Annotated in this window: 8 protein-coding genes; all 8 read right to left on the bottom strand. The window is 37.8% G+C overall.

Annotated features, from left to right (window positions below; genetic code table 11):
* Positions 1–447: 447 nt before the first annotated feature.
* Complete coding sequence (locus ACH6CZ_RS06535) at positions 448–4,296, bottom strand: TIM-barrel domain-containing protein (protein ID WP_374096625.1); 3,849 nt, start codon at positions 4,294–4,296, stop codon at positions 448–450.
* A gap of 79 nt (positions 4,297–4,375) precedes the next feature.
* Positions 4,376–7,684 carry a TIM-barrel domain-containing protein gene (locus ACH6CZ_RS06530; protein WP_374096624.1) on the bottom strand — a complete coding sequence of 1,103 codons (3,309 nt, stop codon included), beginning with the start codon at positions 7,682–7,684 and terminating at the stop codon, positions 4,376–4,378.
* Between the two features lie 108 nt (positions 7,685–7,792).
* Positions 7,793–9,463: a glycoside hydrolase family 13 protein gene (locus ACH6CZ_RS06525; protein WP_374096623.1), complete on the bottom strand. Its 1,671-nt coding sequence runs from the start codon at positions 9,461–9,463 to the stop codon at positions 7,793–7,795.
* 5 nt (positions 9,464–9,468) lie between these two features.
* Positions 9,469–12,819: a glycoside hydrolase family 31 protein gene (locus ACH6CZ_RS06520; RefSeq protein ID WP_374096622.1), complete on the bottom strand. Its 3,351-nt coding sequence runs from the start codon at positions 12,817–12,819 to the stop codon at positions 9,469–9,471.
* Between the two features lie 62 nt (positions 12,820–12,881).
* Positions 12,882–14,153 (bottom strand): ABC transporter substrate-binding protein, encoded by a 1,272-nt coding sequence (locus ACH6CZ_RS06515; protein WP_374096621.1) that lies wholly within the window; start codon positions 14,151–14,153, stop codon positions 12,882–12,884.
* A 30-nt stretch (positions 14,154–14,183) separates the two neighbouring features.
* On the bottom strand, positions 14,184–15,068 hold the full coding sequence (locus ACH6CZ_RS06510; RefSeq protein WP_374096620.1) for a carbohydrate ABC transporter permease: 885 nt from the start codon (positions 15,066–15,068) through the stop codon (positions 14,184–14,186).
* Between the two features lie 3 nt (positions 15,069–15,071).
* On the bottom strand, positions 15,072–15,947 hold the full coding sequence (locus ACH6CZ_RS06505) for a carbohydrate ABC transporter permease (protein WP_374096619.1): 876 nt from the start codon (positions 15,945–15,947) through the stop codon (positions 15,072–15,074).
* A 21-nt stretch (positions 15,948–15,968) separates the two neighbouring features.
* Positions 15,969–17,186: an ROK family protein gene (locus ACH6CZ_RS06500; protein WP_374096618.1), complete on the bottom strand. Its 1,218-nt coding sequence runs from the start codon at positions 17,184–17,186 to the stop codon at positions 15,969–15,971.
* Between the last annotated feature and the right edge of the window lie 378 nt (positions 17,187–17,564).

The following is a 17,564-nucleotide window of genomic DNA, read 5'->3' as shown; positions in this document are numbered from 1 at the left end:
TTGTCTGTGTATATGATCGTGTTGGATGTCTGCATGGTGGAGTTTGTAATCGAAATCATATACCTTTCAAAAAGCTATTAATTACCGAACTAATCCACACAGTAATTTCTTAATGCTGGTAGCTGCAATCAACAATCAGCTATCCTCATTCAATGTTTCACTGATAGCAGTGTAAAAAGAAAATTACTAATCCTTATTTTTAGTGCATTACAATGATTGCGGTAACATTTGAGTAATATAAGCTAGGAAGGAAAGAAGCATGTCCTGAATTAATTGTTTGTTGTTATATACTGATCAAACCTCCAATTATAAAAAGGTTCAAAATCGCATCTCTGAAAATGAAAAAAAGCCTGGATGAAAAATCCCAGGCGAATTCTATATACTCTTATCAATTTTGCATTAATTAAACACCTAAAAACTCAATCACAACCAACAATTTTTTGAGTACTATTTAGATTTTGTTACTTTTACCTGATCGATGTGCAAAGTTGTTCCGCCAGGAGAGTCTACATAAAAACCTATATCAATTTGTCCATTTGATACCATTACATTATCCACTTTAATTAACTGCCACTCATTATTTGGAGCTATATTGATATACCTGTTAGCCCCACCATAGTTTGTGATTTCCATACGAGCAATATTTGGAGTAGTATTTTTCAACCGCACCCAAGCTTCAACATTATAATTTGCATTATTTCCAGGAACATTGACAAGCTGATGAATACTTTGTTTGTAAGCTGTTGATTGATAAAAAAATGCTCTTTGATCTCCATGAAAAGCTGTCTCTGGAGGATTTGTTCTGATTCCTTGATCTATTCCAAAAGCCAACGGCTGACCAGTTGGATGCCATTCAGTCCAGTTATCACTTAAACTGATATCTCGTTCAAAGCTTCCATTATCTAAGATGTTTTTAGGAGGCACCTTATATGAATCAGCAGATAATTTTATATCTAATTTATCTAAATTTACATTACCACTATCATTAGCAGAATATTTATAAGCAACCTTATTTATTCCTTCTGCTAAAAAAGTAGTATTACTTACTGTTTGCCACACGTTCCAATCACCTCCTGAGTGATTTAGGGAGAGTTGACCTTGGAGTTCTCCGTTTGCTATAAAGGAGAGCGTTTGTACGCTTTGTGTGCCGTTTGCATAGTCTAAGCTTAAGTCATAGTTTCCTGCTTCCGGTGCATATACATCAAAGGTAACCGACGATTCTTCAGTCGTTAACCCATCAACAAAAAATTCACCTGAATAAAACCAGTGATTTTGATTTAATGATGCTGATCCTGACAGTGATGCAACCTCAGCCTCATAGGTAGCTGTATTATACTTAAAAGGTACTTCGATGTGATCAATGTTTACACGCCCACTATCCCCTCCATCAGTATTATTTTCAAAAGATAATACACTTTGACCAGAGCTAAGGGGTGCAGACACTTCAATTGTTGACCAATCATTCCACCCTGATGTAGGGGGAAATACTACTTGCTTCTTATAATCTCCATTTACGTACAAACTTAGTGATTGATCAACTCCACTTCCATTTGCATAGCGCAATCTTATACTATATTCACCCGTTGCTTTTGCAGTTGGATAGAAAGTAACCTTCGAGCCTATTTGATCCAGACCATCTACAAAGCCTTCCCCAGTAAAGTTGGAGTGATTATTATTTATAGATGCCTGGGTATTGATGGTATTACCGGATAATGAGGCTCTTTCAGCTTCCATTACGTATGTGTCAGATGAAACATTTGCATCTCCTGTTAATTTTAAAGTTTTACTAAATGTAGAAAGTGCAGAGACTTTTACATAGGTAACTTTTCCATACTCATCCTGCCCTACAGCAAAACCTTCGCCACTCGCTTCTAATAGATTCTCTTTATCTTGATAAGAATTTAAAGGACTTCCATTCATTGTTACAGAGACAGCAGCTTCGCCATGTATTTCAAATATAAAATCTTCTAATTCTGAAGTATAAGCGCCCTGCTTTCCTTCAATTGTTACTTCTATCCCGTTTTGTGAAATGGTTTTTATATTTTGCTTTAAGAAAGTGCCCTGTTCATAGTCATAGCTTTTTCCATCGTCATCATAATAGGTAAAGGAAGTTTCAGTTGGTGAAGGAAATACATCTACCGTCACTTCAGTTATATCTTCCTGATCTACATAATCCAACGGTTTTTGAGACGGAATAATTGCGCCTTCTTTTATAAAAAGAGGGATATTCGTCCATTCTTCAGAATTAAGAGCATAATTTATTGTTTGGTCTCCTTCATAAGAAATTCCAGTAAAGTAATCAATCCATTCACCTGGTGGAAGGTAAATTTCTTTAGATTTTTGATTTTTTTCTACTACAGGTGAAACATAAAGGTAGTCTCCAAACATCCAGCCATCCGTATAATTCTCTACACTTTCTAAATCTGGATACACTTGCATTAGTGGTTTTACTATCCCTGTCCCACTTTCTAGAGCACTTCTTTCATAGGTGTACATGTATGGTAATAATGAATATCTTAATTTCATCACCTGCTTAGATACTTCTTCAGCTGTATTTCCGAAATACCAAGGCTGACGTTGATGATAATTATTACCGTGGACGCGAAATACTGGTGTAAATGCTCCAAATTGCATCCACCTTGTGTACATCTCCGGCGTTGGATTGGTGATTTTTCCGTCTTCCTGATTAAACCCTCCAATATCCATTCCCCATTTTGGTTGTCCATTGTTTATAGAAGATAACATTACAGATTTTTGTTCCTGCATTCCTGCTGCCCAATTAATTTTCTCGCCTTTGTAATATTGTGATCCTATATCTCCTGACCACAAAGTTGTACCAAACCTTTGAGCGCCTGGATAGTAAGTTCTGGCTGTTTGCCAAACTCTTTCAGACTCATTTGTGTAAGCCCTTTGACCTTCATATATAGCCTGAGAAAAATGTGAAGTTGTGAAATTTCCAAACCAATACTCTGTTCCATTTGAAGATACCTTATCTGTTTCGTCATTCCACCAGCCTACTATACCCTTATCGTAAGCTCCTTTATAGTTATCCCACAACCAGCCTCTGGCCTCAGGATTATAAGGGTCGATACTTCTTACTTTGACAGGAATAAAATAATCCTGATATTCTCCATGACCAGGATACCAATACCCCCCATTTTCTGCATCCTGAAATTGTATCGTTCTCTGCTTATTTTCATTTTCAGTTACAATTCTAGGCTTGGTAATACCAATCATATTAATACCTTTACTGTCCATTATGGTTTTAAAGTTATCATTACTGCTATCAGGAAACTTTTCAGAATTCCAACGAAACGAACCATAATTATCTTCGCCATAATCTTTCCAATCATAATCTAACCCATAACTATCAATTGGAATATCTTTCGCCCGATAAGTATCTACCATTGAGATCATCTCAGATTGATCCGTGTCCCATTCAAAATTCGAGAAACCCAATGACCACTTAGGCATCATAGGAGATTTCCCGGTTAAATCTGTGAAAGATTTCATAATATCTTTAGAGTTACCCGTCATAATAAAATACTCTACGTCTCTTTTAACGTACCTTCTTCCCTCTTCGGGAGTACCACCATAATAAAACTCAAGTTTTCCTGTTTCTTCCTCTGTATAAGGGTAGCCTCCATCGCTATCTATCAAGAGTCCATAACCATCCGTTGACCAGAAAAACGGCCCGCCAGAATCGCCCTGTTGACCAGCGTGAGCACCATGTTCATTATTATTACGAAGTAATCCACCGCCATTCTCGAAAGCATTAAAACTACGTATTCCGTAAATATTATCGCCAATGTTGTGTTTAAAGCGTACCCCATCATGAAAGACTCCTCCTTCAGATGGTTCCCATAGTAAAATTGATCCGTCGGGTTGTTTTATAGTTATTCGTGCAGGAAATTTAGCAATTTCAACAATCATTTTATCTGTCGAAATTGTTATAGGGTCAGATGTTGTATCAAAAGTTGCGTTATTATAATTAAATACACGTCCCGGATCTAGTATTGGTGTGTCCGGGCTTACATCCTCACCATTAGGTCGATAATTAATTCGAATTAAATCATTTTTTAAAGGCTCTAAAACAAGAATATCGTTATTTGGATTCACGCCATTATCAATTATTACTTCCAATATCCCCTGATTTACAGAACTTTCGATGATATCCCCAAGCTCCCCTACATCTGCTTCTGCTTTGTTAAAGGGCATTAGTAGGAAAATTAACGTAAATAGTACAATACAGAAATTAAAAATAGAGATATTTAAAGACTTTTGTTTTAACTCCAATTAATATTCTCCTCTCTATAGAAGTAGGCAAACATCAACTCTGCGATGATATTTGCCTTCTTTCGTTATAAATTTGCGACTAGCGGATTAATAAGGAATCAATATTTATACCACTATAACTAGTGGCGCCATATCGAATTTCAATCGTGTTTAAGCCTTTAATTAAACCAACATCAATAACCGCATTATTCCACGTGTCCCAGTTACTTGTCTTTTCTAAAAATAGATCGGTTATTTTTGTGCCATTGACATAAATCTCTCTAGAAGCATTCTCAGTTCCGGCAGAATATTTAAATTCAAGCGTGTAAAGGTCACTGGTTGAAGATTGAACCTTGAAGCTTACAGAATCACTAAGTTCAGCAAAACCGTCTACAAAACTTGTTCCAGTGTAACCAGTATGATTTGTATTTGTTGATACACCATAATGTTCAGCAAACTCTGCTTCATAACTTGCTTTTTGAACACCACTTAAAACGACAGTTTGATTAACTTCATTTTGACTTAACTTTACATAAGTTAATTTTTGAACTGAATCATAAAACCAACCTGAAGTGGATGTAATAAAGTTATTTATATTTGAATATTCGGTCAAAACAGTGTTGTTATTTGTGACTGCGGCCGGTTTAGATGAAAATACTTGAAGCGTTGTATCTGTATTAGTCGAAGGAACATTAACTGTCACAGTGCCGAAATCATAATCTTCGGCAGATACAACTTCTTTAACATTACCTTCAATATCGTCATACCATTCATATGAAGATGTATCATTCGGATAAATTCTGAAAGTTAAATTCTCATACGATTCTAAATTACTACCAATAGTGCCGCCTAATTCGTAAGAGCCATTGAAATTCATTGGCAAAATACTGCCACTCTTCACAAAAACGGGAATATCATCTACTCCTGCACTATAAGTAATCATTTGATTTCCAGAACGTTGTGCCCCATAGAAGAAGTCTATCCACTCACCTTCAGGTAAATATAATTCCCGTGACGTAGCCCCTTGTTCTACTATCGGAGACACAAGAAGATTTTCTCCAAACATATACTGAGTAGAAATGTTGTGAGTATTAGAATCTTCAGGGTAAACGATTGCTAATGGCTTCATCAAAGGTACTCCATAGTCACTGGATTTTTTAGCTTCACTATAGATATACGGAAGCAAGTTCATCCTCATATTAGTAAATTCACGAAAAGTATCAATAACAGTAGCATCACCAGTGCGGTCTGCTACATTCCAAGGTGACCTTTCTTCACTTACCTGAGGATTAGCTTTTTCAGAATGAAATTGCATGATTGGAGAAAAGGCAGACATGGTTGTTGAACGTTTATAGAGCTCTGCTGTAGGGAAATCACCCGTAAAGCCTGCTAAGTCCCAACTCCAAAATGGAATCCCGGAAGTATTTGCAGATAATCCAGCTCTTATCGCATCTCTGAATGCAGAAAAAGTAGATGCTTGATCTCCCGCCCAGAAAATCCCATGAGCCTGTGCTCCTGTAGTTCCAGCTCTACTAAAAGTCAGAGCGTCTGATTTTTTTGATTTGGCAAATTCATCATAAGCTCTCACATATTCATTAGGGTACTGGTTTCGCATCTCATCTCCAGTTTTTCCATTGTTAAAATTAACATTTCTTCCCCATACCATTTCTCCACCATCTGTCTTAAAACCATCTATACCAATGTCGTCAAACAAGTAGCTGCGTTTTGACATCCACCAATCAGTAGCTTGCTGATTTGTAAAATCAACTAAAAGACTATTTCCAAACCATTTATTCTCTGGTACACGGTAAGGAGAACCGTCTTCATTCAAAACGGCATAATTTTGATTAATCATAAAGGATTCATCATTATCTTTTTGGGTGTACTGATAAGGTGTATATTTTAAGACTGGTATCTGCCACATCAATACTTTAATATCGTTAGCATGTGCATTATCAACCATTGCTTTAGGATCCGGCCATTTTCCACTAAAACTATAATCCTCATAACTCAGTGATTGACCTCCAGACACAGGGGTATATTGAGCATCATTAAATGCATAAAATGTGTGTTCATCACTCCACTGTTCCAGAACCATCGCAGTGGCAGGAATGTCGTAGTTGGAGGCCTGAGCTACCGCGTTATCTACTTCTGATTGGCGATCCCACTCATTGGCCGACATCCATAAACCGAAAGCCCATTTCGGTAACATTTCTGGCTTAGCAGTAATGTCCGTATAGTTAGAAATCACATCTGAAAGATCATTACCGTGAATAAAGTAATAATCCAACATGGAATCGGTATCACCAGATGTATCTGTTGTGAAACTATACATATCATCTATTTCAGTTGCTAGTTTGAACTTAGAATAGTAAGTAGAGTTAACCAATACACCATAGCCATTCGTATTCACAAAGAATGGAACTGACAAATAAGTACGCTCTCCCTGATCACGGTATTGGTTGTACACATAGTTGTCTACCTCGGTTCCTCTTTTTCCAATTTGATTATAACGTTCTCCAAAACCAAAGAACTCTTCATTTGTTGGTGTATAAAAATGATTTTCAACTTTATTTATTGAATTTTGACCGTCTGTTAACCATCCAACTGTATTGTTTTGAGAAGGGTCATATTCTTCGGCTATTAAAGTTGTTCCGTCTTCTTCATAAACACTCATCTTATATGGATTTTTTTGTATTTTAACCTGTAATTCTGATGTACTAACAATGATTTCATTAGAACTTTCGGATACCGAATAGTTGTTGAGAGCGCTTTCAAAAACAGCTGTACTATTCGGACTCATTTGAACTCTGAATACATCATCAGCAATAAAAGACAGGCTCATTTTTGGAACAAAGTTATTATTAGTAGATGAACCTGTAAACTCTATAAAATTATTATGATCAGAGTAATTATCAATAGATGTAATCGTTTCCCAACCTGTTACGGTAAACTCAAAAGACCCTAAATTCTTTTCATTTGCACCGTCCTGATCTGCACGGACAGTATATTCAATAACATCTCCCTGTAAGAAAGTACCTAAGTCTATTTCCCAATATGTGTTGTTTCCATCGTTATATTTGAAATCACCATTAACTACAGGCTGGACCACTCCATTCTTTGTCCAGGTTACCCAAGTTGCCTGTCCAGGTTCAACAGGCCAAGTTGTTACTTGAATCGATACCTCCTGTCCTTCGACGGGGTCTCTTGGGGTTCTCTCTGTGGGCTTGCTATCGTAAAGACCATCCATACCATATGGATCATGATAGACACCATCTAGCGCAAGAGACGTACTAGAAGCAAAAACAAAAGTCAGTAAAAGTAAAAATACACCTGTAACAATACTTTTAAATAAAGAATTAATTGGAATTACCTCCTTTGTTTTGGACTTACCAAATGAATAACACACCCCCCTTCATAATTAATGACACTTTACGTAGAATCGAGTACAAACAATTCTTCTATTCTTTTATTAATTGAAGTTTCGCTGCGTATGAAAAATCATAATCAAATACCTCTATTTCACCGTATAAACACTAGCTTCATAAGGTCCCAACCACTCGCGACCTACCGAATCATCTGCGTTTGAAATCACCAGTGAGGCGTCTTCGATACGATCGATAATGGATTGATCAATTTTTACTTTGTCTGTAGAAAAATTGCACAACACAATCAGAGATTCACCTTGACCTTGTCGTTCATAAGCAAAAATATCCTCATCGTTTCTCATCAATAGTTTGAACTTGCCCTCTGATATGATATCCATCTCTTTTCTTAATCTGATCAGCTCTTGATAGTAGTAAAAAATTGAATCTTGATCTTTCAAAGCTTCTTCAACATTAATGGATTGATAGTTTTCGTTAGCTCTTAACCATGGTTCCCCAGTTGTAAATCCGGCATGATCAGCGTTATTCCATTGCATTGGTGTCCTGGCGTTGTCACGTCCTTTCGTGAAAATAGCCTGTTTAATCCTCTGTTCAGACCACCCCATGTCCTTCTTTTCCTTGTACATATTTAATGTCTCAATATCCACATAATCATCAATACTCTCAAACTGAACATTTGTCATGCCAATTTCTTCCCCTTGATAAATATACGGAGTACCCTGCATCATATGAAGACAGGTAGCCAGCATTTTTGCTGATTTTTTACGATATTCTCCGTCATTCCCAAAGCGGGATACGATACGCGGCTGGTCATGATTGTTCCAGTACAAACTATTCCATCCTACACCCTGTAGTGAGACTTGCCACTTCTCAAAATTCTCCTTTAACTCTGTAAGATTAAGAGACCTCAGGTTCCATTTGTCAGCCCCATTCTGATCCAGCGACATATGTTCGAACGTAAAGATCATATCCAGCTCATTATTATTTTGGTCGGTATATATGATTGCATCTTCAGGAGACGCACCTGGCATTTCTCCGACTGTCATTACATCACGACCATCAATGACTTCTCTATACATTTCTTTTAAGAATTCATGAATACGTGGGCCATTTAAGAAGTAAGGACCTGGATCTCCGTATTGTTCATTGTCAAATACCTCTCCATCAGAGAAATTTTGATTTTTGGATATAAAATTGATGACATCCATTCGGAATCCATCAATGCCCTTATCAAGCCAGAAGTTCATCATTTCATATATATCATTACGTAAAACGATGTTTTCCCAATTAAGGTCCGGCTGCTTTTCTGCAAACAAATGCAAATAATATTGACCAGTTAGCTCATCGTACTTCCATGCTGACCCGCTAAAAATGGACCCCCAGTTGGTCGGTGGTTTTCCGTTTTCTTTTCCGTCCTTCCAAATATAATAGTCACGGTATTTGTTATCCATGCTGCTTTTGGATTCAAGGAACCATGGGTGTTCGTCAGAAGTATGATTAACAACTAAGTCCATCACGATTTTGATACCGAGTTCATGAGCCTTTTCTAATAACAGCTCCATGTCTTCCATCGAGCCAAATAGCTCATCAATCTTCCGGTAATTTCGGATATCGTAACCATTGTCCTCCTGAGGAGAATCGTATACAGGAGATAACCAAATCACATCGATTCCAAGTTTTTTTAAATAACTAAGCTTTTCAATGATGCCGGGAATGTCTCCTATTCCATTTCCGGTTGTGTCATTAAAACTTTTTGGATATATCTGATACACTGTACTTTTCTTCCACCATGCTGTCGTCATTTTCATCACCCTTCTGACTTCTGATTATCTGCTGGTTTAATCGTCATTCGAACCGGCGATAGGTTGCCGATCGCTTCGACTTTCAGGTTCTCAATATCAGTATCTATTTTAATCATTGTTTCTTCCCCGCTTACTTCTACTTTCAGGTTTACCACATGACCAAGATGATCCGTTAGCGTATCCTCAAATGATGCGTCAGCATAGACTTTGCATAGTGGCTGCTTATAAGAGGAGATGTCATTCCCTACTGAACTTCCCAATGCCTCTGACTCATCTACATTCAGTAAAAGCGCCGAATTCATCCGGACAAACACAGGAATTTCGTCCACTCTTGCCTGACATTCAATATAGGCCGGTCCCTCGTGCAATTCTTCTGTCCAAAGACTCACCCATTTACCTTCCGGAAGATATACTTTTCTTCTTATGCTGTCTTCTTCAATAATCGGAGCAACAAGCAGAGACTCACCGAATAAGTATTCATCATACATACCCAAAACTCTTTCGTCTTCAGGGAAATCAAGCATAAGTGCCCTCATTAATGGCACCCGGTTACGACAGGCTTTTTCTGACTCCTGATAAATATATGGCATAAGATTCATTCGAACGTTCGCAAAGTATCGGTACACCTCAATCACCCGGTCCTCCCCAGTGCGTGAAGCGATATTCCAGGGAGTTCGATCCTGACTGAACTCTGCTTTGCTTTCTGCGTGATATTGCATAATCGGGCAAAAAGCTGCCATTGATGACGAACGCATAAATAGCTCCGCAGATGGAATGTCTCCATTGAAGCCGGCTAAATCCCAGCCCCAGAATACAATCCCTGAAAGCCCTGCATTTAAGCCTGCAATGAGAGATCTTTTGAATGCATCAAAAGTTGAGCGTTCATCACCAGCCCAGTGAGCAGGGAAATGTTGAGCGCCAGTGTATCCTGCACGACTGAATGTGATACCACCGTTCTGCCTGGCAAACTGATAGTAAGCTTCAACATAGTCGTTAGGGTACTGGTTTCTCATTTCACTGCCCGTTTGACCATTAGCAAATTGAAGATTTTTACCAAATACAAACTCACCACCATCTGTTTTAAATCCATCTACTCCTATATCCAAAAGATATTGTCTTTTATCAAACCACCATTTACGCCCCTCGTCATGGCTGAAATCCATAATCAAGCTGTTTGTGAACCAATTTTCAGGAATTCGATACGGCTGACCGTCTGCCTCCTTCACGACATATCCCTTTTCAAGCATATAAGTCTCATCCTGATCTTTAAGAGGATGCTGCTGCTTGTTTAAATATTTCTGAATTGGAATCTGCCATAAAATAAGCTTTAAATTCTCTTCGTGGATATGATTTACCATCCCTTTTGGATCTGGCCACCGTCCCCATTCAGGAAACTCCATCTCGTCATATTTATGTATATAACCAGGCTCTTCAAGTTCATAAATGGCATCATTAAACATGTAATAAGTTGCTTCATCACTCCATTGCTCCAGCACAATGACAGTAGCTGGAATTCCATGATGATTCGTCGCTTTAATTTCATCTTCTACAATCGACTGGCGATCCCAATTATTACTGGACATCCAGGGACCTAGCGCCCAGGCTGGTACCATTTCCGGATTTCCCTTTTCTCCAGTGAATGCCTGAACCTGCTTTTTATAATCCCCGAAATAAAATTTAACTGCGGTTTCCTGAACGTTTTTATCTTGTTCCAAAATCCAGGTACATTTATCTTTTAAAGAAAATGCTAAGTCAAACTTCGTATACATTTTCGTATCAATATGACACCCATATCCTTTGTTTGTCATATAAAATGGCATTGGAATGTATGTTCTGGTTCCTTGATCTCTATATTGATTGTAAACATAGCAATCTATCATCTCACCGCGTTGTTCAATTGCATTGTAACGCTCTCCAAATCCATAGTATTGTTCTTCCTGAGGAGCATACCAGTGGATTTGAAATTCACGTATCGTTCCTTCGATATCTTCTTTCCATTCAAGTGGGTGAACAAGCGGATGTGTACGAAGCAGCTCTTGTTTCCCATAGAAAAGTATAATTGCAGGCGCTTCTGTATCAACCTGTATGTGATAATCTCCTTTTGAAATCGCAGCACTCTTTTCCTGAAGTTCATTAAATTTTCCAGTGTTTTGCTGAATGTTCATTTCCATTTGATTTTCACTCAGGGAAAAAGAAAGTTTGTGGTTCTCTCCAAAGCCTAACTCTAGTGAATCATGGTTGATCTGGAATAAAGTAAAAGAATCGGCATTCTTTTTAACCCAGGTCTCAAGCGTGTACTTATCAGAAATAAGATTTTCCCCATCATGCAATTCAGCTTTGAATGTATAAAAATATTTCCCATGAGACGGTAACGGTGGTATCTTCCCCTGATATAGTAACGTTTCATTTTTAACTTTTTCATGCAGCTTAAACGTGTTCTGCCATTCCTTTGTCTCATTCTCTAAATAGATATCAACGGATTTAATTTTTTTCTCACTTACGATCTGACAAGCAAAATGAATATGATCTTCAATAGTAGGGAAATGAGGATATCTTTCTGTCTGTTGTGGCAGATAAACATTTTCGTTCCCTAGAGGATCATGAATCATTTTTTCGCCACTGTCATTTTGAGATGCATAATAATCGAACAAAGAAAGAATCACTACTCCAAGCTCGTCTTTTTTGGGATGTATTCTTGCTAAGTGGGCATAACGCAGCGCTTTTTCTTTTTCATACTTCTCCAGATAATAGAGTGCAATCATAGCGGTAGCCGCTTGTGAAGTCCCCTCAGCACCTCGAAATGGTAAGATCCCATCAGCTTGTTGGAGATTTAGCATCATTTTTTTCGTTGCTTCCACCATGATTAAATCTTCCGGTGAAAACAGACCATATGGCATCACTGCAAGTGTTTGATCTATTGAAACTCCCTTTGCTTCTTTTCCGTTTAAAGCCGTCCCGCCTGAAAGTAAATGGTTAAAAACGTAATCACGGATTTCTGTTATCGTTTGTTGTAAAGAGGATTCGTTACGCGTATGCTTTGTTTCAACCAGTGCAGCATATGCCATGGCTACATTAGAAAGGTAAACGTCTTTTTTATTTCCCCAAATATCTGGATGAGCGCTACTCCATTGCTCAATTAAATACTTAATATAAGGTTCTGCAGCGATTGAAGTAACCATCTGATCAGGGTTCTTTCTTATTTGTTTTTGCACGAGCCATAACCACGTTGCAATTGTATAAAAAGAATCTGTTTCTATATTTGGCTGGTGGCTCTTAAGGGCATGGTTGACAGTGTCATCTTTTTCTTTCAGTTGATCAACGTGAGCGCGAAAAAGATTGATGTATATTTGATCCAAAAATATCATCCTTTCAAAAAAGGATATACATGGAGCATCCACATATATCCTTTTCCTCTGAATTAATTATTTAAAATGTTTTCATATTCCGTTTGTAATGTTTTAAGAACGTCTTCTGTTGATTTATCCCCATTCATTGCCTTTTCAAATTCCTGATCTGTTACATCACTGATCTGACTCCAATTTTCAACTACTGGAGGCAAAACTAAAGAATCTAATGCTTCAAAAACTGCTTCTCTATTTTCTGGAGGTGTTTGTTCCAGATAAGGCTGCAGGATTTCTTCGTTTGTAATAGCTGGAAGCTCCCATGAATTCGCAACTCTCAGCTCAGCAGCCTGCTCACTCGCACTCATAAAGCGTGCAAACTTATACGCAGCTTCTTTCTTTTCAGAATCCTCAGAAACTGCAAGACCATTAGCAAAGAAATGGTGTGCTTTTTGCGTGTTACCCGCTTCTAATGCAACATCCCATTCAAACGGTGCATCTGCGAAAGCCCCGAACATCCAAATACCTGTGTGAACAATTCCCAACTGTCCATTTAAGAATAAGTCCGCTGGCGCCTGACCAGACATTTCTGCTGGAGATGGAGAAACATTTGATTCAGTTACTTTATCAACCATATAATTCATTGCTTCCAAATTTTCAGGTGTATCTACAGTGGGATTTCCATCCTCATCAAATAGTTGACCTCCGTTTTGAGCAGCAATTTTAAAATATTCATTCATTGTTACGGGAGCATAAGTCCCCCATACATTATTGTCCTCATCCGTAATTTGTTCAGCTGCTGCAAGTTCATCTTCCCATGTCCAATCTGCTGTTGGATACTCTACGCCTGCCTCATCAAATAATTCTTTATTATAGAAGGTTAGTACATTTGAAAAACTCTCTACCATTCCATATTGTTTTCCATCGTACTGGTATGCTTCAAAAGCCTGCTGATTCAATTGCGAAGGGTCGAATTGATTGTCTTCTTCAATAAAAGACGAAAGGTCAGCAAGTGTACCTTTAGAGGCATACTGAACGAAATTTTCGTAATTTAGTTCAAATACATCCGGTGCGTTTCCTCCTGCAACACGTGTCTGAAGCTTGGTAAAGTAATCATCATATGCCGCTAACTCTGTATTGACCTTAATGTCGGGATTCTCTTCTTCAAAGGCTGCAACCATTTCAGCCAAAACATCTTCATAATCCGGAGCAGCTGAGAAGCTGTAATAAGTGATTTCTGTATTACCTTCTCCGTTCCCTCCGCCTGCATCACTACTTTCTGATGAACAGCCCATCAAACCAATTGCTGCTACTGGCAAAAGCATAGACAAAATCGTTTTCTTCTTCATGTAATTTCCTCCCCTTTGTTTGAAACAGATTTATTCTTTCATTCCGCTCATCGTCATCCCCTGAATAAAATATTTCTGAGCGAAAAGATAGACAATTAAAATAGGTAATACACTGATTACGACTCCCGCCATCATTAATCCCCAATCTGTTGACCATCGCCCTTGTAAAAGTGATAACCCTAAAGGCAAAGTCGCCAGATCTTGGTTGCTGATAACAATTAACGGCCACAAAAAGTTGTTCCATGATTGCATAAATGTAAAGATTCCTAATGCTGCTAACATTGGTTTTATCAAAGGCAGACAAACTTTGTAAAAGACTTGAAAATGATTAGCACCATCCATGAATGCGGCTTCTTCAAGTTCCCGTGGGATACTTAACATTGCCTGTCTCATCAGAAAGGTTCCAAACACAGCAAACATAGTAGGTATGATTAATCCAGGATAAGAATCCAACCAGCCAAATTCTTTAATCAATATGAACTGTGGAATCATCGTCACCTGAGTCGGCACCATCATCGTTGCCAGATAAAGAAGAAATAATTTATCCCTTCCTTTAAAGTGCATTCTTGCAAATGCATAGGCTGCCATCGAACTGAAAACCATTTGTCCGATCGTAGTAAGGACTGCTACTATGACAGAATTCCATAAGAAACGTATCATCGGAAACTGTTGAGTAACCTGCTCATAGTTTTGTGTTGTCGGTTGATTTGGAATAAACTCTGGTGGCATCACCATCGTTGCACCACTCGGTTTTAATGAAGTGGACACCATCCAGAGAAACGGCACCAGCATAATGAAAGCGCCTACAATTAATAATAAATAAAAAAGAATTCTATTTAAGGTTGGACGTGGTTTTGATTTTTCTGACTGAACCTTCTTAAATACGAGGGCCCTACTTGAATTTTCAATCGCCATATATCAATATGCCCTCCTCTCCTGATACTTCATTTGCACCCAAGTGAACAAAAAGATAACTAAAAACAGTGCCCAGCTCATTGCTGAAGCGTACCCCATATCAAAATATCGAAAAGCATAGTTATAAATGTTCTGAACCATAACGATGGTTGATCCTCCTGGACCGCCACCAGTCATAATCATTACCTGATCAAACACCTGGAAAGAGTTGATCAAAGAAATAATCGTTACAAAAAATGTTGTAGGTGCGAGAAGTGGAATCGTAATGTTAAAAAGTTGTTTTGCTTTTCCTGCACCGTCAATAGAAGCTGCTTCATAATAAGAGGGGGATATATTTTGCAATCCTCCAAGGAATAGAACCATAACGAATCCAATATCCTTCCACGCACTGGTTAAGATGATCCCTATCATGGCTGTGTTAGGATCATTCAACCACATCGGACCATCGATTCCTAATAATGATAAAGCATAATTAATCAATCCAAACTCCGGGTTGTATAACCATTTCCATACTAACGAAACAGCAACCCAGCTCGTAATAACAGGAAGGAAGAATGTCGCCCTAAAGAATGCACGAAATTTCATCTGCTGATTCAAAAGCAAAGCACAGGCTAAACCAAAAACTAAAACTAATGGGATATAACCGATAATAAATAAAAATGTATTACGGAATGCCACCCAAAACTCAGGATCCTGTGCTAGACGTATGTAATTTTCTGCCCCTGTAAACCTGATGTCACCGAGCAAATCCCAGTCTGTGAAGCTGATGACAAAAGAAGAAACGATCGGCGCACCTATAAAAGTTAAAAATCCTATAAGGTTTGGAAGAAGAAATATACAAAGCCAAAAGAAGGTTTTTTTCCTTGTCATTCCAACCATACATTCACCTCCATAAATTCATTAAATACTATTTTTCATTTGCTCATAGATCGGCTCCTGAAAAAGCTGATTGATTGCTAACAAGGCCCCACCAGTAAACCACGAATCATCACTAAGGTGAGAAAAAACAATTTCCGTTTGTATGCCTACCTTCTCAAAGAAATTATCATTTGCAATTGTTAGCACTTCTTCTTCAAATAAATTTTTATATTTTACACCCTCCCCAACAATAATGATTTTGTCGGGATTTAAAGTGTTGATCAGGTTTCTTAGTCCATAGCCAAGGTGTTTCCCCATATCTTTCATTAGTGATATTGCTATCTGATCTTTTCTATTGGCAGCTTTAGCTACTTCAGTAAAATGGTAATCACTTTCTTCAGCAGTCAGTTGTTCACTGTGAATCTGTCTGTATTTATTCTCAAAATAAAATTCAGATGCATACATCTCCAGGCACCCTTTTTGGCCACAATGACAGGGGTAACCATCAATTACATGAGTTGTATGTCCAAATTCACCAGCTCCGCCAACCGACCCATAATAAATGTTTCGATCAATGACAACAGACAACCCAAGACCGGCACCGATCGAAACCACTAAAAAGTCATTATCAAATTTACCTTCACCTTTTTCGAGTTCTGCTAAAGTGTAGCCATTGATATTGTTATCTACGAATACAGGAACTCCCGGAAAACTTGTTTTAATCATTTCAGTTATTGGTACATCTTCCCAACCTAACATGGATGACCGAATGATTTTTCCTTCATGTCTGTTGACGAGACCTGAAGAAAGGACTCCTATACCAAGCAATTGGGTAATAACTTTATCTTCAACTGAAAAAATATCTGTTATTTCTTTTTCTATCATTAAAACGATCTCTTCTGCAGACTCTTTCTTTTTGAATGCAGCATACTTTTTTAAAAGAATGTCTCCATTCATATTTGTAAGCGCTATCAAAATTTGCTCTTCTTCAATCTTCACACTGATGACATAGCCATGTTTCTCATTAAACTTGAGTAACTTCGCCTTTCTACCTCCTGTAGAGCTCGCTTCACCAACTTCATAAATAAGGTTTTTAGACTTTAAATCATCCATTATGTAAGACAGAGTAGAAATTCCCAATTCACACTGTGTTGCTATTTCTGAACGACTAATAGGTTGCTGACGACGAATGATATTCAACACTTTGAATCGATTAATTTCTTTAATCAGTTCTTTACTTCCGGATCTGATCGCTTTCATCTTTACACCTCATCAACCTTCAACTTACTTTTTTCATTGAATGAATTAAGTTTAGTTAAAATATACACCAGGTGAAAATAGTTGACAACAATATTTTTAAAATTTTCTGAAAAATTTTTAGAATTATATAATTTATCAGTTCCAGGAGACTTGCATAAAAACACCTCTCACTTTTTTTAACTGCTCTAATCTATTTTAAAATACAAAAACGCCCGGAAATAAATTATCCAGACGCCCGACCTTATATACATTTATATATCAATGTCTCCAATAAACTGAACATGATCATCAATTCCGTCTTCATTATTTCCAAAGTATTAAGTACTTCAACCTTGTCGATAGTATTTAGTTATATGTATTTCATGATAGATTACATTG

Source organism: Jeotgalibacillus sp. JSM ZJ347 (assembly GCF_044383825.1).
In the GTDB taxonomy this organism is placed as follows: domain Bacteria; phylum Bacillota; class Bacilli; order Bacillales; family Jeotgalibacillaceae; genus Jeotgalibacillus.
The sequence above is the reverse complement of the archived record's forward strand: the minus strand, read 5'-3'. Positions and strand labels throughout refer to the sequence as shown.